This is a genomic window from Mesoflavibacter sp. CH_XMU1422-2 (assembly GCF_037029245.1).
GTDB classification, from domain to species: domain Bacteria; phylum Bacteroidota; class Bacteroidia; order Flavobacteriales; family Flavobacteriaceae; genus Mesoflavibacter; species Mesoflavibacter zeaxanthinifaciens.
In genome coordinates this window covers 74,987-93,899 of sequence record NZ_JAYMEE010000005.1, presented here as the reverse complement: position 1 = coordinate 93,899, position 18,913 = coordinate 74,987, and the positions used below count along the sequence as shown (strand labels likewise).

Sequence of the window (18,913 nt, the reverse complement as noted above, 5' to 3'; positions counted from 1 at the left end):
CAATATGAAATTCAAAATAAAATCAGAATTTAAGCCAACAGGTGATCAACCACAAGCTATTAAGCAATTAGCAAGTGGTTTAGATAATAATGAAAAATACCAAACCTTACTTGGTGTTACAGGATCTGGTAAAACATTTACGGTTGCTAATGTTATAGAAGAAGTACAAAAACCAACGTTAGTTTTAGCACATAACAAGACTTTAGCTGCTCAGTTATATTCTGAATTTAAACAGTTTTTCCCTGATAATGCTGTAGAGTATTTTGTATCGTACTATGATTATTACCAACCAGAAGCTTATATACCAACATCTGGTGTTTACATAGAAAAAGATTTATCGATTAATGAAGAAATCGAAAAAATGCGACTTAGCACAACATCGTCTTTACTTTCTGGTAGACGCGATGTTTTAGTAGTTGCTTCTGTTTCGTGTTTATATGGTATTGGTAATCCTATTGAATTTCAAAAAAACGTAATAAGTTTAGAAGTTGATCAAGAAATATCACGCACTAAACTACTTCACATGTTAGTTCAAAGCTTGTACTCTCGTACCGAAGCAGATTTCAGACATGGTAATTTTAGAATTAAAGGAGATACCATAGATGTATTTCCTAGTTATGCTGATGATGCATTTAGAATTCATTTTTTTGGTGACGAAATTGAAGATATAGAGCAATTTAACATCCAAACTAACGAAGTCATAGAGCATTATGATCGCTTAAACATTTATCCTGCAAATATGTTTGTAACATCACCAGATGTACTGCAAGGTGCAATAAGACAAATTCAGGATGATTTAGTTAAGCAACACGATTATTTTAAAGATATTGGTAAACACCTTGAAGCAAAAAGACTAAAAGAACGTACCGAATTTGATCTTGAAATGATTAGAGAATTAGGCTATTGTTCTGGTATAGAAAATTACTCTAGATACTTAGATGGTCGCGAGCCTGGTACGCGTCCATTCTGTTTATTAGATTATTTTCCTGATGATTATTTAATGGTAGTAGACGAGAGTCATGTGACCATTTCTCAAGTTCACGCTATGTATGGCGGCGATAGAAGTCGTAAGGAAAATTTAGTAGAATATGGTTTTAGATTACCTGCTGCAATGGATAACAGACCGTTAAAGTTTGAAGAATTTGAAGCATTACAAAATCAAGTAATTTATGTATCTGCAACGCCAGCAGATTACGAACTTGAAAAAACAGATGGTGTTTACGTAGAGCAAGTAATTAGACCAACAGGTTTATTAGATCCAATTATCGAGGTAAGACCAAGTTTAAATCAAATAGATGATTTAATTGAAGAAATACAGCAACGTGTAGAAAAAGACGAGCGTACGTTAGTTACAACCTTAACAAAGCGAATGGCTGAAGAGTTAACAAAATACTTAAGTCGAATTCAAATACGTGTGCGCTACATACATAGTGATGTAGATACTTTAGAACGTGTTGAAATTATGCAAGACTTGCGTAAAGGTTTGTTTGATGTATTAGTTGGTGTAAACTTGCTTCGTGAAGGTTTAGACTTACCAGAAGTATCTTTAGTAGCTATTTTAGATGCCGATAAAGAAGGGTTTTTAAGATCTAACAGATCATTAACCCAAACTGTAGGTCGTTCTGCGCGTAACCTAAATGGTAAAGCAATAATGTATGCAGACAAAATAACCAAAAGTATGCAACAAACTATTGACGAAACTGAGTACAGACGCCAAAAACAAATTGCTTACAATACAGACAATAATATCACGCCAAAAGCTTTAAAGAAAAACTTAGATAGTGTTTTAGCTAAAAACTCGGTTAGTACTTATAGTTATGAGTTGGAAGCTGCTAAAGCTGCAGAACCAGAAAGCGAATATTTAAGTAAACTTGAATTAGAAAAGAAAATTAGAGAAAAACGAAAAACTATGGAGCAAGCTGCAAAAGCTTTAGACTTTATTGTTGCAGCACAGTTACGTGATGAGATTAAAGCCTATCAAGAAAAGTTAGAAGCCATTAAAAGTTAATTATACTGAGTTCTAAATATATCTATTAAAACTGCAGCTGGAACAATACGATCAGGAAAACCGTCCATAAGATAAAGAACTCGCAATATAGAATCGTGATTTAAGCCCATTTTAAGTCCGTAATTAAATAGTTTAGCTTCTTCTGCTGGATTTTTACTACTATCTAAATGAGCTAATAAAACTAACCTATGAAACTGTACAATACGTTCACTATAAGATTTTAAAGTAATACCTCCTATCGGGTTTGAAATTAAATAATCAAAATCTTCTCTAGAAATGTTTAGTTGTTTAGATACACCTAATAAAAAATTAAACTCAATAGGCTTTAAAGTATCATCTTCTTTTGCAAAAGCAATCATTTCTGATAAAAGACTTAATTTCTCAACTCGGTTAGACACAACTATTTTTTTCTTTTATAAAATTACGTATTATGTTTTTTTTATAGTCGTTAAAAGTGTGCCACTTATCGAAAAATGAGTAGTTTTACAACGTATTTAAACGTATTTTATCTTTATAACCCAATAAAAATACAGTTTTAATTATTGATTTTCAAATACTTAAACATGACAAACAACGATATTTTCAAAAAACTAAGAGTTGCTCATAAGCTTCGTGATACTGATATAATTGAAATTTTAGCTCTTGTTGATTTTAGAGTTACAAAGTCTGAATTAAGTGCTTTTTTTAGACGTGAAGATCATCCTAATTATGTAGAATGTGGCGACCAAATCTTACGTAATTTTTTAAACGGTCTTATTATTCATTTACGTGGACCAATGCCTAAAAAAGGAGAGCAACAAAAGGTAATCCTACAACAAAAACAAATCCAAAAAAATTTAATAACAAGAAAAACTTTAATAAGCCAAAGTCAAAAAAAGACTAATAAATAAGTTTTTATATTGTATTAAAAACACCATTAAACAGACAATTCAATAATTAAACTTTAGTTTTTATTGTAATTACTTAAAAATTTTTCGACAAATTTCATATCCAAAAAATCATTGCTATCTTGCAAGTTCGTAAAGATTGATTATGTTCGAGACAACTCCCAAAACAATAGTTAAGCCTAACATTTCTGAAGAAGAAATAAAAGCGCTAAATAAAAAGTATAAAACCTTATCGGTTACAGAAAGAATAGCAGAACTTTATAAAGATTTTAAACAAGAAGACGTGATGTTAACCAGCTCTTTTGCTGCAACATCTGCTTTTTTATTAAAATTAGTTTCTGATGTTAATAAAACTCAAAAAGTATATTTTATTGATACAGGTTATCATTTTGAAGATACTTTAAAATATAAAGAAGCATTAACTAAAAAATATGGTTTAAATGTTGCTTCTATAGGTGCTTTAAAAGAAGAACATGAGTTTACTACTAAAGACGAAACTTGGCGAAAAAACCCTGACTTTTGTTGCTCTATAAACAAAGTAAAGCCTTTAGACCTTATTAAAAACCAATATAAAGTTTGGGTTTCTGGTTTAATGAAATGGCAAAGTGACCACAGATCTACTTTGGATATTTTTGAACTAAGAGGTGATATTTTAAAATTTTATCCGCTTTTAGATGTAACAAAAGAAGAGCGTGATGCTTATATTGAAGAGCATCAACTTCCTTTTCATCCTTTAGTATCTAAAGGGTATCACTCTATAGGTTGCAAGCATTGTACTGTTCCTGGAGAAGACCGATCTGGTCGATGGAATAACAACCCAAAAACAGAATGTGGTTTACATTTATAAGACAATAAAAACAAATAAAAAAAAAGAGCAACTATTAAGTTGCTCTTTTTAATTTATATCTATTTAAAGTATTAAGATAATACTTCTTGTACTTTATCTGCAGCTTCTTGGAATTCAGTTGCACTTAATACATCTAATCCTGAGTTGTCAATTAATTCTTTAGCGATATCTGCGTTAGTACCTTGTAATCTTACAATAATTGGTACTTGTATTGCATCACCCATATTTTTATAAGCATCTACAACACCTTGTGCTACACGGTCACAACGTACAATACCACCAAAAATATTAATTAAGATAGCTTTTACGTTTGGATCTTTTAAAATAATTCTAAAAGCAGCTTCTACACGAGCAGCATCTGCAGTACCACCAACATCTAAGAAGTTAGCTGGCTCACCACCTGCTTGCTTAATTAAATCCATTGTAGCCATTGCTAAACCAGCACCGTTAACCATACAACCAACGTTTCCGTCAAGGTCTACATAGTTTAATCCTAATTCTCCAGCTTCAACTTCAATTGGGCTTTCTTCACGTAGGTCACGTAATTCTGCTAAATCTTTATGTCTGTATAATGCGTTAGCATCTAAAGTTACTTTGGCATCTACTGCCATAATTTTATCATCACTTGTTTTTAATACAGGATTAATTTCAAATAATGAAGCATCAGATTTGTCGTAAGCTGTATATAATGCTGTAACAAATTTTGTCATTTCTTTAAACGCAGTACCGCTTAAACCTAAGTTAAAAGCTACACGACGTGCTTGGAAAGGTAAAATTCCTGTTGCTGGATCTATTTCTTCAGTAAATATTAAATGAGGTGTTTTTTCTGCTACTTCTTCTATATCCATTCCTCCTTCTGTAGAGTACATAATCATGTTACGACCATTACCTCTATTTAAAAGTACAGACATGTAAAATTCGTTTGGTTCAGAATCTCCAGGATAGTATACATCTTCTGCTACTAATACTTGGTGAACACGTTTACCTTCGGCAGAAGTTTGAGGCGTTACAAGGTCCATTCCTATAATTTGACCAGCTATATCTTTAACTTCGTCTAGATTTTTAGCAAGTTTAACTCCGCCACCTTTACCACGTCCACCAGCGTGAACTTGAGCTTTAATAACGTGCCAACCTGTACCAGTCTCTTCTGTTAATTGTTTAGCTTTTGCAACTGCTTCGTCTGCTGTTTGGGCAACTAATCCGCGTTGGATACGTACACCAAAACTGCTTAATAATTCTTTTCCTTGATATTCGTGTAAATTCATCTTGTTTAGAGTAAAATTTTAAGTTCAACAAAAATAAATAATCACATTTACTTACCCTAATATTTAGGAGCTAAAAAAGATAATTCTTTTAAATAGAATTTTTCTACTTGTTAAATAATTAACATTTTGTATCAAATTTGTAATATTATAAAGTATTCCTTTTTTTATTCTTCTAAAAAAATACCTTTGACAAAAAATTGATGTATGGAAAACAGTCAACTTCTACAAATTGCTAAGGACTTTGGTAGTCCTGTTTACGTTTATGATGCCGATAAAATTGTTAGTCAATATAATAGATTAACAGCTGCTTTTAGCAAGGTTAAAAACTTAAAGGTTAACTATGCTGTGAAGGCACTATCTAATGTTTCTGTTCTAAAATTAATGAAAAAATTAGGATCAGGAATTGATACTGTTTCCATTCAAGAAGTACAGCTTGGTTTAAAAGCTGGTTTTAAACCAGAACAAATAATTTACACACCAAACGGAGTTTCTTTAAAAGAAATAGAAACCGCTGCAAAACTTGGTGTACAAATTAACATTGACAACCTTTCTATTTTAGAACAATTTGGTACTAAACATCCAAAAACACCAGTTTGTATTAGGATAAACCCACATGTTATGGCAGGTGGAAACACTAACATTTCTGTAGGTCATATTGATAGTAAATTTGGAATTTCTATACACCAAATCCCACATATACTTCGTATTGTAGAGAATACTAAAATGAATATTAACGGTATACACATGCATACTGGTAGTGATATTTTAGATATAGATGTGTTTTTATATGCTAGTGAGATTTTATTTGATACCGCTAAGCATTTCAAAAATTTAGATTTCATAGACTTTGGTTCTGGTTTTAAAGTCCCTTATAAAGAAGGAGATATTGAAACTAATATTGAAGAGCTTGGAGAAAAACTTAGCAAAAGATTTAATGAGTTTTGCAAAAACTATGGAAAAAAATTAACCCTAGCTTTTGAACCTGGAAAATTTTTAGTCAGTCAAGCTGGTCAATTTTTAGTTAAAGTAAATGCTGTAAAGCAAACTACATCAACTGTTTTTGCGCAAGTAGATAGTGGCTTTAATCACTTAATTAGACCAATGCTTTATGGCGCACAACACGAAATAAGAAACATTTCTAACCCTGATGGACGCGAACGTTTTTACAGTGTTGTTGGCTACATATGCGAAACCGATACTTTTGCAAATAATCGAAGAATTAAGGAGATTAACGAAGACGACATTTTAGCTTTTAGTAACGCTGGTGCATATTGTTATAGTATGTCAAGCAATTACAACTCAAGATACAGACCTGCAGAAGTACTAGTGTATAATGGAGATGCGCATCTTATACGAAAAAGAGAAACGTTTGAAGATATAATAAAAAATCAAATAGAAATTAAAATTGAATAGATAATCATTATCCTTTTTAATTAAAAAAAAAAAAAAGCTATTTTTGAAGTCCCTTAAAAAAAACTGATTAATAGCATTTTAAATTGAAAAACGATTTTATTCTCCCAAAAACAGACATTTCACACAAAGATTTATTTTTATTCATACAACAAGCTGCAACTATTGGTAGTTGGGAATATGATATTGAAAATAATAATCTTACATGGAGTGAAGTTACTAAAGACATACATGAAGTAGAAGCTGATTTTGTCCCTAATTTAGAAAATGCAATAGAGTTTTATACAGAAGAAGATAGCAAGAAGAGAATTACTAATGCTGTTAATGACGCTATTATTGAGAACAAAAATTATGACCTTGAGTTAGAAATAACTACTAAAAAAGGTAATAAAAAATGGGTAAGAGCCATAGGTTACCCTGTACATTCAGGTAATAAATGCGTTAAACTTTATGGGCTTTTTCAAGACATAACACCTTCTAAAAGTCTAAAGATTAACATTAAGTCTTTATTAAAGATAACAACTAACCAAAATAAGCGTTTATTAAACTTTGCGCATATCGTATCTCATAATTTAAGATCACACTCAACTAACTTTAACATGTTGCTAAATCTTATGAAGGATGAATATCCTGAAATAGAGAAAAACGAGTTTTATCCTATGCTTACTAAAGCGTCTGCAAAACTTAACGAAACAATACATAATTTAAATGAAGTTGCACAAACTGATATTCATTTAAAAGAAAACTTTGTAGAAATTAATGTATATGAAGAAATTAATAAAATAGTAGAAAGCTTATCAGGTAAAATCAAATCTTCAAATGCTAAAATTGTCAATAAAGTTGATCGTAACATAAACATAAAAACAATACCTGCTTATTTTGAAAGTATTTTCTTAAATTTAATTTCTAATTCTATTAAATACAAAAAGGACAGTAAAGACCCCGAAATATTAATAAGCTCCTTATTAAAAGACGAATTCTTTATAGTCAAATTTAAAGATAAAGGAAAAGGAATAGACCTAAAACTTAATAAACATAAGATTTTTGGTATGTATAATACTTTTCATGAAAACAAAGACTCTAGAGGATTAGGTCTATTTTTAATAAAGAACGAAATAGAAGCTATGCAAGGTAAAATTACCGTAAAAAGCAAACTAGACCTAGGAACCACTTTTTATCTACACTTTAAGTTATGAGAAAAATAAAACTTACCTACTTAATTGATGATGACGAAATATACATCTTCACAGCAAAAAAACTTATTAATAAAACAGACTTCTCAGAAGAGGTTAAGTTTTTTTATAACGGTAAAGAAGCTTTACGTGCAATAAAATCTAAACTTTACAACGAAGAAGAATTACCAGATGTAATCTTACTTGACTTAAACATGCCAATTATGGATGGTTGGCAATTTTTAGATGAGTTTATAAGAATCAAAACAAAAAAGACAATAAAGGTTTATATTGTTAGCTCTTCTGTAAATCCAGTTGATTTAGAACGAGCAAAAACATATAACATGGTTAGTAACTATATAGTTAAACCTATATCTAGGGAAAAACTATATTCAATAACAGAAGAAGTATTTACTTAATTATAAATTGTTTTGATAAAATACTAAACCATTCTTATCAATATCATAAAAGGCAAACTCTTTTGTACCCCAATCTGTATTTCTAACTTTAGTATCTTTATTAAAAACGTTTTTAAAGTTATATTCTTGAAATAGGATGTCAACATTTTCTGTGACAATTCTTAGCATTGGTCGGTCTACCTCAACGTCCCATTCTTTTGCATCGTGCCACTGTAAGTGTATTTCTATATCATCACGTCTAATTCCTGCATAAGTTGGTTGCTTACTATCATTTGCAAAAGCGATAGTAAATCCAAGTTTATTGACATAAAACTTTAACGATTCTAATACATTTTTTACAGGTAAAACAGGATGTATCTGATGTAGTTTTGCTTGCATTACCCTATTTTTTTATTTTTTGACGTGTACCTATTAAAAAATACAGTAAAGCCCCAAAAATATTTAAAAACAAAATAACTAATACCCATATTAATTTATCATTTGACCCTTTAAAATTGCTTCTTATTACATCTACTAAGGCTATTATTGGTAATAATAAACCAACTAATAAAATTAATACTTGCCAAGGTCCTACCATTCCTAATATTTTCATTACTCTTTATTTTAATTTTTAAATTCTTTAACTTCTGGTATGTTGTCTATTCCATATTTATCAAACAGGTAAATAAGACTAGTCATGGTTGCTGCACCTAACTCTAACTCACGTTTATTAACTGCATCAAACGTATCGTTAGCTGCGTGATGATGATCAAAATACCTTTGAGAATCTGGTCTTAATCCTGCTAAAACATTACTTGTAGTTTTTAATGGTCCTACATCTGCACCGCTTCCTCCTTTTTCAAAATAATGAATGAGATAAGGTTTAAATAAAGATTTCCAACTTAATACTTTTTCAAAATTAGCATCGCTACAATCAAAGCTAAATCCACGAGGTGTAAATCCGCCAGCATCACTTTCTAAAGCAAAAACATGAGTTTCTTTATTAACTTTTGCTTCTTCAGCGTATTTTTTTCCACCACGTAATCCGTTTTCTTCATTCATAAACAATACAACTCTAATACTGTGTTTTGGTTTAATACCACTTTCTTTTAATAATCTTAAAACATCCATAGATTGTACTACGCCTGCACCGTCATCATGTGATCCATCTCCTAAATCCCAAGAATCAAGATGTCCACCTACAATCATATATTGATTAGGAAATTCTGTTCCTGTAATTTCTCCTATAACATTGTAAGATAAAACATCATCAAACTGCTGGCAGTTTTGCTTAAAATAAAACTTTAGATTACTGTCTTTTTTTAAGGCTTCTGAAAGTTTATCGGCATCATTTGTACTAATTGCTGCAGATGGGATGTGTTGATTGTTTGGTAAATCTCCGTAAGACATACTTCCGGTATGAGGTAAATCGTCTTGACGTAAATTCATAGATCGTACAATTACGCCAACTGCTCCGTATTTTATAGCTTCCATTGCACCTGCATAACGTTGGTTTACACAACCTCCATATGCCATAAAGGTTTGTATTAAATCTGCTTGCATCGGTCTGTTGTAAAAGACAATCTTTCCTTTTATTTTTTCTTCACCAAGCACTGATAATTCTTCAAAATTCTGCACTTCAATAACTTTTGCTGTTAGTCCATTTTTTGGCGTAGCTATAGATCCGCCAAGTGCACAAATATTTACATTAATAGTTGTTGAATTAGTAATAAAATGCGCCACTTCTTTTTCTCCTCTAACCCATTTTGGTACCATTACTGGTTGTAGCCAAACTTTATCTAAACCTAGTTTTTCTAATTCAGATTTTGTGTATTGTACTGCTTTTTCGGCATTTTCTGAACCTGATAATCTACCGCCTATTTTGTTTGATAAATGGTCTAACCATTGATAACTTTTACCATTGGTTAAAGATTGTGTATAAATGGTTTTTAATACATCTTGATCTGTTTGCGCATTGATGTTTGCAAATAGTAATAGTGTTACGATTATTGTAAGCTGTTTCATGATTGTTGCGTTAGCGATTGAACGGTTTGTTTGAGCGCCTCGTAGAGCGCGAGTAGTGAAAGCGCGACCCTTGTGGTAACGCCCAAAAAAGACTACTCGTTATTTAATTGTTCTCTGTAAAGATGCAAGTTAGCTTTGGTTGCTTCGTCTAATTCTGGCTCTTCTATGTCTGTGTATTCTTTTAATGTGTCGTATAAAATAGAAGCTACGATTAGTCGCGCAGTTGGTTTATCGTCTGCAGGAATATTGTACCAAGGTGCTTTATTTGTACTGGTGCGGTTTATGGCATCTTCGTAGCAAACCATATATTTATCCCAAAGTTTGCGCTCTTTTAAGTCGCCTGCTGAGAATTTCCAGTTTTTACGTTTTAAATCTAAACGTCGTAATAATCGATTTTTTTGCTCTTCTTTTGATAGGTTTAAAAAGAATTTAAAAATGATGGTTCCGTTTTCTGCTAAATGATTTTCGAAGTTTTTGATTTGCTCGAATCGTTTATTCCAAAAAGCATCATCTACATCCTCTACACTGTTTACAAAGGGTAATTTTTCGTTTAAAATATATTCTGGATGTACGCGTGTTACCAAGACATTTTCATAATGTGTACGATTGTGAACACCAAATTTACCTCTAGCAGGTAAATGTAAATAATGTCTCCATAGATAATCGTGCTTTAGCTCTAAATCGGTTGGTACCTTAAAGCTCATTACTTCTACACCACGTGCATTAAAATCTTTGAAAACTTCTCGTATCAAACTGTCTTTTCCTGCTGTATCCATACCTTGCAAGCACACTAAAACAGAATATTTACCGTGTGCGTACATGGTATCTTGAAGTTCGCCTAAGTTGCGTCTTACTTTTTTTAGTGCTTTTTCGGTTTCTTTTTTATCTGCGCCTAAATCTACTCTGCTTGGTAAATCGGTTATTTGAACTTTTTGTGTGATTTTATGATTGGCTATATCTATAGATTTCATCTTAAATTTAAGTTTGGATAATAAATATACAGAAGATTTTGTAGTTTGCAATTAAAAACCGTCAATGATACAACGCTTTTTTTGTTTTGTAGTTTTAGCCTTAATTACTCAACTAGGTGTAAGTCAAACTAAGGACAGCATATTTTTTAGTAAAGAAAATATTAATAAGCCTAACCTACTCTCTACACATAGTTTTGGTGTGTTTTTTATGCGTTTGCAAGGTCATTTTGAAATGAATGCTCCCAAAAAAACATCTTTTAATATTAGTGTTGAAAGTGGAAATGTTTGGAGTCCTCCTTTAAAAGTATACATTCCAAAAAACGAAGCAGATCGTGAAATAATTAGAGAATACGATTGGGATTTTGCTCATACTGCTTTTGATGAAAACACCATAGAAAAAGACTCTTTTAACATCTCTAATGACGGCGTTATCAAAGGTTTTAAAGCTAACTTAAACTTTAGATTAGCTAGAAAACATGAGTTACAAATTGGATTTAGAACTTATCTTCTAACAAAAGGAAAAACACCTTTTACAATACTTACCGGTGATGAGTTTATTGAGAACTTTCATAGAGATATTGCTGGTGGTGATGATCCATTTGACAGAAAAGTATTTGGGTTAAACCAAGCCAATATCAATTATACTGACAGAAACGGTAATAATATGAATATTAATGCTGGAGATTTTTTTGCAACTGGCATAGAAACTAGTTACTATTACTATCCTGACAGCTTTAAATCTAAAAACAATACGCTTGCTTTTAATGTTGGCGCACATTTGGGCACAAACCTTTCTAAACACAATCAATCTATTGATTTTGGACTATCTACAAATGGAGTTAAAACCTTTAAGATTAACGACAAAAGCCTAATAAATATAGGATTAAACTTAGGTTTCTTAAGAAAAGGACTGATTGACTTTAATAGCTCTAACCTTGAATTTGGCACCAATAATTTTATAGCTAATCTAGAAAACGCAGTTGAGTACAGTTTTAAAACTAGCAAAAACTTTGTGCATTCTTTTGGAGCAAACTTTTACCTGCAAACTAGTCTTAATAAAAAAGATGAATTTGAATACATCATACCCATACGCCATCCAGACGCTTTTAAATCTTGGGGACAAGGTGCATTAAACCTCTATAAAAACAATAATTACTGGAGCTTTATTTATTCATTCTCAAGAAAAACGACAACATACTTTTACTTACAACAAGATTTAACTTTAAACAATAACCCAGACTTACAAACTGGTATTGGATATAAATTTTACTTATAAAAAAACTCAATAATATTTATTGAGTTTTTTTAGATTTATTTACTAGCAAATAACTTCACGTCTTTTTCGCTAACTTCTTTTTCTCCTAAAATAAGTAAACGTTCTACGACATTTCGTAATTCACGTATATTTCCTGTCCAATCATATTCTTGAAGTAACTTAATCGCCTTTTCTGAGAATGATTTTTGTGCCGTACCTTGTTCTTCTGCTATTTTTTTAGAAAAATGAGTAATAAGTAAAGGTATATCTTCTCTTCTATCATTTAAAGCAGGAACTTTAACTAAAATTACTGCTAACCTGTGGTATAAATCCTCACGAAATTTACCGTCTTCAATTTCTTTTTTTAAATCTTTATTAGTTGCTGCTACAACACGTACATCTACTTTTATATCCTTATCGCTACCTACACGTTGTATACGACTTTCTTGCAATGCGCGTAATACTTTTGCTTGCGCAGAAAGAGACATATCGCCTATTTCATCTAAAAAAATAGTTCCGCCGTTTGCTGCTTCAAATTTTCCTGCACGGTCTTTATTTGCACTGGTAAAAGCGCCTTTAACATGTCCAAATAATTCGCTTTCTATTAATTCTGAAGGTATTGCTGCACAGTTAACCTCTATCATTGGTCCTTTACTACGTTGGCTTTTTTGATGTAACCAATGTGCGACAAGCTCTTTTCCTGTTCCGTTTGGTCCTGTAATTAAAACTCTTGCATCTGTTGGAGCTACTTTATCTATTATCTCTTTGATTTGAGATATGGCGTCGCTTTCTCCAATCATTTCGTATTTTTTGCTGACTTTCTTTTTAAGAATTTTGTTTTCTATAACTAATTCTTTTCGGTCTAACGCATTACGAACAGTATTTAGTAATCGGTTTAAGTCTGGCGGTTTTGAGATATAGTCAAACGCACCTAAACGCATTGTATTTACTGCGGTATCTAAATCTCCGTGACCAGAAATCATTACCATTGGTATTTCTGGTTTTATTTTTTTTACTGCTTCTAAAACTTCAACACCATCCATTTTTGGCATTTTGATGTCGCAAAGTATTAAATCGTAATCTTCTTTTTTAACTTTTTCTATACCGGCTAATCCGTCTTCTGCTTCTTCAACTTGATATTTGCTGTTCTCTTCAGAAAGAATTTTAACTAAAACCCTTCTAATTGCAGCTTCATCTTCTATTACTAATATTTTTGACATTATATTTTAAATTTTAATCCGGTTCTTAAATAAAATGTATTGGTTTTATCTAGCGTATAAACATCGTTACGGTCTTTGTCTCTTAAAACGTTATTCATCATAAAAGTGCAACCTGCGTAAGTGTATAAAACTAAATGATCTGTAAAGTTATAATCGTATCCTAGACCAAGTACAGCTACTGATAATGAGATGTTATCTACTTGTTTACCTAAAACACTAGTTGGTCTTTGTAAGTGTGCAAAATAACCATCTAAACCTACAAAAGCTTCTAAGGAATGTTTATCGTTAAAATAATAAGTAGCATTAGATTTTGGCACACCTAAACTTAAAGACCAATTTTCGTTTACTTGTCTAAAATAATTTACAAATGGTAATGGAAAAGGCATACCTGCTGTAGTATTATAGGTTAACCCTAAAATTAAACGATATGGTCTTTTTATATCGGCATCTCTTCTATCCTTTATGGCGTATACACCTCCATTTAAAAACAAATCGTCCGATGTTATTTTTTGGGTTAGTGTAGAAGCTATTCTTGGTGTTATTTTAGCACCTACACGCCAATTTTCGTTCCATTTAAACGTGTAGCCTATGTTTAGATCTATTACATTTAAGGTCTTTAAAGGTTCTGTATCAAAGGGATAATTATCTTCTAGATTTAAGATAATTCTGTTATATTCTCCTCCAAAAATTAAATATGAATCTTCTTTAGTTTTAATAGGAAAGTTTAGCAACGCTCTAAGACGCGTGTATTGATCTTCAGATTTTCCTTTAGGAATAAAAGAATACTCTAACCGTGCTAAATCTGTTAATTGTGCTGATGCCGAAAAACAAAAGCTAAACAGCAGTAAGGTTAATAATATTTTAGTTTGGGTTTTCTTCATGTGAATCTTTTATAATATGAACATCTCTTTGAGGGAAAGGAATACTTATATTGTTATCTTTAAATAATTTATTGATTTTAAATCTTATTTCGCTTTGCGGTATTGCAGCTGTAAAGCTATCGTTAAGTGTAAAGACTAGTTTAAAATTAAGTGAGCTGTCTGCAAAATCTGTAAATAAAACTAATGGAGGAGGAAATTTTAATACCTTAGGATGCTCTTTTGCTGCCTGAAGTAAGAGTTTTTTTACTAATTCTACATCACTTCCATAAGCAACACCAACAGATACGCTTTCTCTTGTTGTAGTTCCGTTTTGCGTCCAATTATATAAACTATTTGTTAAGTATAAATGATTAGGTATAATTAGCACTTTATTATCAATAGTTACAGCTCTTGTGGTACGTAATTTAATTTCTTCAACACGACCAACTTTTCCGTCAATTTCAATAATATCACCTACATGTGCAGATTGGTCTATCAAAATAAAAACACCAGAAATTATATCCTGAAAAAAAGTTTGCAACGCTAAACCAATACCTATTAAAAGTGCAGCAGATGCAGCAAAAACAGCGGTAACATTTACACCAATAGCATTTAGCGTTATTAATAAGATAATAACATAAATAAGCCATCTAAAATACCCGTAAACTACCGAAAATTTCCCTTTATCATGTTCGGGTAAGCGTTTTGTTAATATCTTAAATACTATTCTTAACACTACTGTAGTGATAAAAATAACAAAACTGATGACTAATAAATCTTTTATAGATACAGAGATTTCTTCAGTAAAATCTACATGTAGGTTTAAAAACTCGTTAAGTTTTTCCCACATAGAGCTTTCTACTATAACGTCTTCTAGGTCTTCTATTTTCTGTTCTACTTTATTTTGCATTAATATTTAATCCATTTAATTAGTTCTTTATAGCTAGGTTTTTTGCCATACATTAAAATACCTACTCTATATATTTTTGCAGCAAACCAAACTGTAAATAAAAAGGTACCTACTAATAATAATAAAGATACTATTTGTTGCCATAACGGTACACCAAAAGGAATACGCATTAACATAACTACAGGAGATGTAAATGGTATAAATGAAAAAACAGTACTTACTGTACCGTGAGGATCTTCTATCACTGTAAACATACCAACATAAACAGCCAAAATTAATGGCATTAGTATTGGCAACATAAATTGTTGTGTATCTGTCTCGTTATCTACTGCTGCTCCAATTGCTGCATATAAAGAACTATATAGCAAATAACCACTAATAAAGAACAGTAAAAAAGCTATAATCAAGTTGGCTAAAGGTAAATTAAAAAATGCCGAAAATATAATTTGTGCTTTTTCTGCTGCATCTGGATCGGTCATTGCTTGCTGCATCATTTGTTGCTGTGGTGATTGGATTTGTGTCATATCAATACCAAATATAGCTGTAACAACAACCATTAAAACACCTCCTAAAATTAACCAAATTACAAACTGTGTAATTCCGGCTAAAGAGGTACCTATAATCTTACCAAGCATTAATTGTATTGGTTTTACTGACGAAATGATAACCTCTATAATTCGGCTAGTTTTTTCTTCAATAACACTACGCATAATCATATTACCATAAATAATAATAAACATAAAAAGCAAATATCCTGCTGCACCACCAAATGCTAATTTAACAACACTATCAAATTTTGAAGTTTTCTCTCCTGAAAAATTTTCCTGAGTTATATCAATATTAATTTTTGAATCATCAATTAGTTTTGTGTCTATATTTTTTTCGGCAAGATTTTTATGAGTTAATTCGATTTCAATAAGTTTTTCTAAATCTGAAATTAATGATAACGATGGCGTTTCTTCAGAATAAAACTCGACACTATTTTTAGCTTCAGATAGACTATTCATCTTTTTAATATGAAGCAAACCGTAATTATCTGCTTCTTTTACAATTTGCTTTGCATTTTCAAGATTTTTATCTGTTAAGATATTATATTTTATACTTTCAGAGTCTTTAAAAACTCCAGTTAAATAACCAGACTCATCCAATACTGAAATTTGTCTTTGTGAGTCATTATTTAACTGCGATAAATACGCAACAACTGCTATAAGTGCTATAAAAATTAGCGGACTTAAAATAGTCATAATTAAAAACGCTTTGTTTTTAACTTTATTTAAATATTCTCTTTTTATAATAAGTGGAAGATGGTTCATAATTAGTTATTCTTAACCGTTTGAATAAATATGTCGTTTGCACTTGGGATTATTTCTACAAAATGAGAAACTTGTCCCTTTGTGGTTAAATAGTTTAGCAAATCGTTAGCTGTTTCGTTTTCTGAAAGTTTAATATTTAGTTTTAAATCGTTTCCTAATGTTTTAAAACTTGCAGGTGTGATGCTAAATTTTTGTGCTAACTCTTGTTCTAAATTGTCTTGTTTTGGATTTATACCAATTTCAAAAGTATTGGTTTTGTATTGACGTTTTACATCCATTAAATTACCATCCAAAATTTTGTTTGATTTGTTTAACAAAGCTATATGATCACATAATTCTTCTACAGATTCCATACGATGTGTAGAGAATATTACCGTAGCGCCTTCGTCTCGTAACCTTAGAATTTCATCTTTTATTAAGTTGGCATTTATTGGGTCAAATCCTGAAAATGGCTCATCAAAAATCAATAGTTTAGGCTCATGCAATACAGTAACAACAAACTGAATTTTTTGCGCCATACCTTTAGATAACTCTTGGATTTTTTTGTTCCACCAATCACCTATTTCTAACCTTTCAAACCACATTTTAAGACGCTTTTTGGCTTCAGATTTATCCATTCCTTTTAACTGCGCAAGGTATAATGCTTGCTCACCAACTTTCATAGACTTATATAAACCACGCTCTTCAGGTAAGTAACCAATATCTTTTATATGGTGATTTTTTAATGTTTCGCCATCTAAAAAAACTTGTCCAGTATCTGGCATTGTAATTTGGTTAACTATTCTAATTAAAGTAGTTTTTCCTGCTCCGTTTGGACCAAGTAATCCAAAAATACTTCCTTTAGGTACAGCTATAGATACATTATTTAATGCCGTAAAATCTCCAAATTTTTTAGAAACCGATTGGACTTCTAATAAGTTACTCATATTATTGTTTAAAATTGATTAGTTAGTGCTTTACACATAAATGTAAATATAGAAAATGTTAAAAAAGTAACACTGCTGATTAGTGTATTTTTAACTTAAAAACTAAAAGAGCACATTAGATAAGGCATAAAAAACAAAACCCACCCTTTAAAAAGATAAAGGATGGGAAAAAATTGCTATGAAAAAGAAAAATTACCGTTGGTTTAACCCAACGATAAATCAAATATACTATTTTTTATTAAAACAGATATAAATTGACATAAATAGTTAAACAAAAAGTCTGCTTTTAGCAGACTTTTATGTTTTGTTTATGTGTTATTTAGGAAAACATATCTTTTACTTTCTCGAAAAATGACTTATCTCCTCTTTCTGGTTTTGGAGTAAAATGGTCATCTTCTCTCATGCTTTCAAAAAATTCTTTTTGAGATTTATTTAAAGTTTTTGGTGTCCAAACATTTACGTGTACTAATAAATCTCCTTTACCGTAACCGTTTATACTTGGTATACCTTTTCCGCGTAAGCGTAAAATTTTACCAGATTGCACACCTGCTTCTATTTTAATTCTTACTTTACCTGTTACGGTATCAATTTCTTTAGATGTACCTAATATAGCGTCTGGTAGACTTACATATAAATCGTAATGTAAGTTATCTCCTTCACGTTGTAGATTGTCGTGTTCTAACTCTTCTATTGCTACTAATAAATCTCCAGAAACACCGTTACCTGGCGCCTCGTTACCTTTACCAGATACTTTAAGCTGCATACCATCTACAACTCCTGCAGGAATATTAACTGGTATAGTTTCTTCTTTTATTATTAACCCTTGTGCATCTGCATCGTTTGGTTTTTTATCTATAATCTGTCCTGCGCCACCGCAAGTATTACACGGCGCGGATGTTTGCATACGTCCTAAAATGGTATTAGTAACTCTTGTTACTTGTCCTGTACCGTTACATGTTGTACAAGTTTTATAGGTTGTTCCTGGTGCTTGAACTTTACGTTTTACTTTTATTTTTTTCTCTACACCATTAGCTATTTCTTCTAAGGTAAGCTTTAATCTAACTCGAAGGTTACTTCCTTTAACACGACGTTGTCCGCCACCAAAGCCACCACCAAAACCAGAGAATCCGCCGCCACCAAAAGCACCACCAAAAATATCTCCAAATTGGCTGAAGATGTCGTCCATATTCATGCCGCCACCGCCAAAACCACCAGCGCCTTCAAAAGCTTGATGACCAAATTGATCATAACGCGCTTTTTTATTCTCGTCACTTAGCACTTCATAAGCTTCGGCTGCTTCTTTAAATTTAGCTTCTGCTTCTGCATTATCAGGGTTTTTATCTGGATGGTATTTTATTGCCTGCTTACGATAAGCCTTTTTAATTTCAGCTTGTGATGCAGATTTATCTATACCTAATATTTCGTAATAATCTCTTTTTGCCATAT

General features: G+C 31.4%; 18 protein-coding genes and 1 pseudogene. 7 read left to right on the top strand and 12 right to left on the bottom strand.

The annotated features are described in order from the left end of the window. Window positions 1–4: 4 nt before the first annotated feature. Window positions 5–2,008: an excinuclease ABC subunit UvrB gene (uvrB, locus tag WA340_RS01595; protein ID WP_336127009.1), complete on the top strand. Its 2,004-nt coding sequence runs from the start codon at window positions 5–7 to the stop codon at window positions 2,006–2,008. On the opposite strand, the gene WA340_RS01590 is transcribed toward uvrB, so the two are convergent. Continuing rightward, the gene (locus WA340_RS01590) at window positions 2,005–2,406 is read right to left on the bottom strand and encodes a TerB family tellurite resistance protein (RefSeq protein WP_223076299.1); all 402 of its coding nucleotides are present in this window, start codon (window positions 2,404–2,406) and stop codon (window positions 2,005–2,007) included. The two genes, uvrB and WA340_RS01590, sit on opposite strands and share 4 nt — an antisense overlap. A gap of 165 nt (window positions 2,407–2,571) precedes the next feature. Here WA340_RS01590 and WA340_RS01585 point away from each other — a divergent pair. Together WA340_RS01585 and WA340_RS01580 are read left to right on the top strand one after the other, a co-directional pair. Beyond that, a pseudogene (locus tag WA340_RS01585) lies at window positions 2,572–2,808 on the top strand (DUF1456 family protein); the annotation flags it as partial. A 232-nt stretch (window positions 2,809–3,040) separates the two neighbouring features. Next, window positions 3,041–3,742 (top strand): phosphoadenylyl-sulfate reductase, encoded by a 702-nt coding sequence (locus tag WA340_RS01580; RefSeq protein WP_336127008.1) that lies wholly within the window; start codon window positions 3,041–3,043, stop codon window positions 3,740–3,742. A 71-nt stretch (window positions 3,743–3,813) separates the two neighbouring features. On the opposite strand, the gene sucC is transcribed toward WA340_RS01580, so the two are convergent. Further along, window positions 3,814–5,007, bottom strand: a complete 1,194-nt coding sequence (sucC, locus tag WA340_RS01575; RefSeq protein ID WP_106679278.1) for an ADP-forming succinate--CoA ligase subunit beta — start codon at window positions 5,005–5,007, stop codon at window positions 3,814–3,816. 204 nt (window positions 5,008–5,211) lie between these two features. On the opposite strand from sucC, the gene lysA reads away from it, so the two are divergent. From lysA to WA340_RS01560, 3 genes are all read left to right on the top strand, one after another. Next, entirely contained in the window at window positions 5,212–6,420 is a 1,209-nt protein-coding gene (gene lysA / locus WA340_RS01570; protein ID WP_336127007.1) for a diaminopimelate decarboxylase, read from the top strand. An 83-nt stretch (window positions 6,421–6,503) separates the two neighbouring features. Beyond that, the gene (locus tag WA340_RS01565) at window positions 6,504–7,613 is read left to right on the top strand and encodes a sensor histidine kinase (protein ID WP_336127006.1); all 1,110 of its coding nucleotides are present in this window, start codon (window positions 6,504–6,506) and stop codon (window positions 7,611–7,613) included. Next, the gene (locus WA340_RS01560) at window positions 7,610–8,008 is read left to right on the top strand and encodes a response regulator (RefSeq protein WP_336127005.1); all 399 of its coding nucleotides are present in this window, start codon (window positions 7,610–7,612) and stop codon (window positions 8,006–8,008) included. The genes WA340_RS01565 and WA340_RS01560 overlap by 4 nt, the downstream gene beginning before the upstream one ends. Here WA340_RS01560 and WA340_RS01555 read toward each other — a convergent pair whose 3' ends face one another. From WA340_RS01555 to WA340_RS01540, 4 genes are all read right to left on the bottom strand, one after another. Beyond that, entirely contained in the window at window positions 8,009–8,386 is a 378-nt protein-coding gene (locus tag WA340_RS01555) for a VOC family protein (protein WP_106679269.1), read from the bottom strand. Between the two features lie 4 nt (window positions 8,387–8,390). After that, complete coding sequence (locus WA340_RS01550; protein WP_027880775.1) at window positions 8,391–8,600, bottom strand: PLD nuclease N-terminal domain-containing protein; 210 nt, start codon at window positions 8,598–8,600, stop codon at window positions 8,391–8,393. Window positions 8,601–8,611: 11 nt separating this feature from the next. Beyond that, window positions 8,612–10,012 (bottom strand): M20/M25/M40 family metallo-hydrolase, encoded by a 1,401-nt coding sequence (locus WA340_RS01545; RefSeq protein WP_336127004.1) that lies wholly within the window; start codon window positions 10,010–10,012, stop codon window positions 8,612–8,614. Between the two features lie 92 nt (window positions 10,013–10,104). Continuing rightward, a complete protein-coding gene (locus WA340_RS01540) occupies window positions 10,105–10,983 on the bottom strand; it encodes a PPK2 family polyphosphate kinase (RefSeq protein WP_336127003.1) in 879 nt (292 codons plus the stop codon). Window positions 10,984–11,047: 64 nt separating this feature from the next. On the opposite strand from WA340_RS01540, the gene WA340_RS01535 reads away from it, so the two are divergent. Further along, entirely contained in the window at window positions 11,048–12,259 is a 1,212-nt protein-coding gene (locus tag WA340_RS01535; protein ID WP_336127002.1) for a hypothetical protein, read from the top strand. 35 nt (window positions 12,260–12,294) lie between these two features. On the opposite strand, the gene WA340_RS01530 is transcribed toward WA340_RS01535, so the two are convergent. The 6 genes from WA340_RS01530 to dnaJ all read right to left on the bottom strand — a co-directional run bounded on the left by WA340_RS01530 (window position 12,295) and on the right by dnaJ (window position 18,911). Then, window positions 12,295–13,458, bottom strand: coding sequence for a sigma-54-dependent transcriptional regulator (locus WA340_RS01530; RefSeq protein WP_336127001.1), 1,164 nt, complete (start codon window positions 13,456–13,458; stop codon window positions 12,295–12,297). Next, window positions 13,458–14,339 (bottom strand): DUF6268 family outer membrane beta-barrel protein, encoded by an 882-nt coding sequence (locus tag WA340_RS01525; RefSeq protein WP_336127000.1) that lies wholly within the window; start codon window positions 14,337–14,339, stop codon window positions 13,458–13,460. Before WA340_RS01525 ends, WA340_RS01530 begins: the two co-directional genes overlap by 1 nt. Next, window positions 14,320–15,228: a mechanosensitive ion channel family protein gene (locus WA340_RS01520; protein ID WP_106679253.1), complete on the bottom strand. Its 909-nt coding sequence runs from the start codon at window positions 15,226–15,228 to the stop codon at window positions 14,320–14,322. The genes WA340_RS01525 and WA340_RS01520 overlap by 20 nt, the downstream gene beginning before the upstream one ends. Further along, window positions 15,228–16,541, bottom strand: a complete 1,314-nt coding sequence (locus WA340_RS01515) for an ABC transporter permease (RefSeq protein WP_106679251.1) — start codon at window positions 16,539–16,541, stop codon at window positions 15,228–15,230. Before WA340_RS01515 ends, WA340_RS01520 begins: the two co-directional genes overlap by 1 nt. Before the next feature lie 2 nt (window positions 16,542–16,543). Beyond that, the gene (locus WA340_RS01510; RefSeq protein WP_027880767.1) at window positions 16,544–17,467 is read right to left on the bottom strand and encodes an ABC transporter ATP-binding protein; all 924 of its coding nucleotides are present in this window, start codon (window positions 17,465–17,467) and stop codon (window positions 16,544–16,546) included. Between the two features lie 319 nt (window positions 17,468–17,786). After that, the gene (gene dnaJ / locus WA340_RS01505) at window positions 17,787–18,911 is read right to left on the bottom strand and encodes a molecular chaperone DnaJ (protein ID WP_336126999.1); all 1,125 of its coding nucleotides are present in this window, start codon (window positions 18,909–18,911) and stop codon (window positions 17,787–17,789) included. Window positions 18,912–18,913 lie beyond the last annotated feature (2 nt).

What these genes read in the sequence shown, in the direction of transcription:
- lysA (WP_336127007.1), top strand. Translation starts at nt 5,212, where the DNA reads ATGGAAAACAGTCAACTTCTACAAATTGCTAAGGACTTTGGTAGTCCT.
- WA340_RS01545 (WP_336127004.1), bottom strand. Translation starts at nt 10,012, where the DNA reads ATGAAACAGCTTACAATAATCGTAACACTATTACTATTTGCAAACATC.
- WA340_RS01530 (WP_336127001.1), bottom strand. Translation starts at nt 13,458, where the DNA reads ATGTCAAAAATATTAGTAATAGAAGATGAAGCTGCAATTAGAAGGGTT.
- dnaJ (WP_336126999.1), bottom strand. Translation starts at nt 18,911, where the DNA reads ATGGCAAAAAGAGATTATTACGAAATATTAGGTATAGATAAATCTGCA.
- WA340_RS01555 (WP_106679269.1), bottom strand. Translation starts at nt 8,386, where the DNA reads ATGCAAGCAAAACTACATCAGATACATCCTGTTTTACCTGTAAAAAAT.
- WA340_RS01510 (WP_027880767.1), bottom strand. Translation starts at nt 17,467, where the DNA reads ATGAGTAACTTATTAGAAGTCCAATCGGTTTCTAAAAAATTTGGAGAT.
- WA340_RS01550 (WP_027880775.1), bottom strand. Translation starts at nt 8,600, where the DNA reads ATGAAAATATTAGGAATGGTAGGACCTTGGCAAGTATTAATTTTATTA.
- sucC (WP_106679278.1), bottom strand. Translation starts at nt 5,007, where the DNA reads ATGAATTTACACGAATATCAAGGAAAAGAATTATTAAGCAGTTTTGGT.
- uvrB (WP_336127009.1), top strand. Translation starts at nt 5, where the DNA reads ATGAAATTCAAAATAAAATCAGAATTTAAGCCAACAGGTGATCAACCA.
- WA340_RS01535 (WP_336127002.1), top strand. Translation starts at nt 11,048, where the DNA reads ATGATACAACGCTTTTTTTGTTTTGTAGTTTTAGCCTTAATTACTCAA.
- WA340_RS01580 (WP_336127008.1), top strand. Translation starts at nt 3,041, where the DNA reads ATGTTCGAGACAACTCCCAAAACAATAGTTAAGCCTAACATTTCTGAA.
- WA340_RS01560 (WP_336127005.1), top strand. Translation starts at nt 7,610, where the DNA reads ATGAGAAAAATAAAACTTACCTACTTAATTGATGATGACGAAATATAC.
- WA340_RS01520 (WP_106679253.1), bottom strand. Translation starts at nt 15,228, where the DNA reads ATGCAAAATAAAGTAGAACAGAAAATAGAAGACCTAGAAGACGTTATA.
- WA340_RS01525 (WP_336127000.1), bottom strand. Translation starts at nt 14,339, where the DNA reads ATGAAGAAAACCCAAACTAAAATATTATTAACCTTACTGCTGTTTAGC.
- WA340_RS01540 (WP_336127003.1), bottom strand. Translation starts at nt 10,983, where the DNA reads ATGAAATCTATAGATATAGCCAATCATAAAATCACACAAAAAGTTCAA.
- WA340_RS01515 (WP_106679251.1), bottom strand. Translation starts at nt 16,541, where the DNA reads ATGAACCATCTTCCACTTATTATAAAAAGAGAATATTTAAATAAAGTT.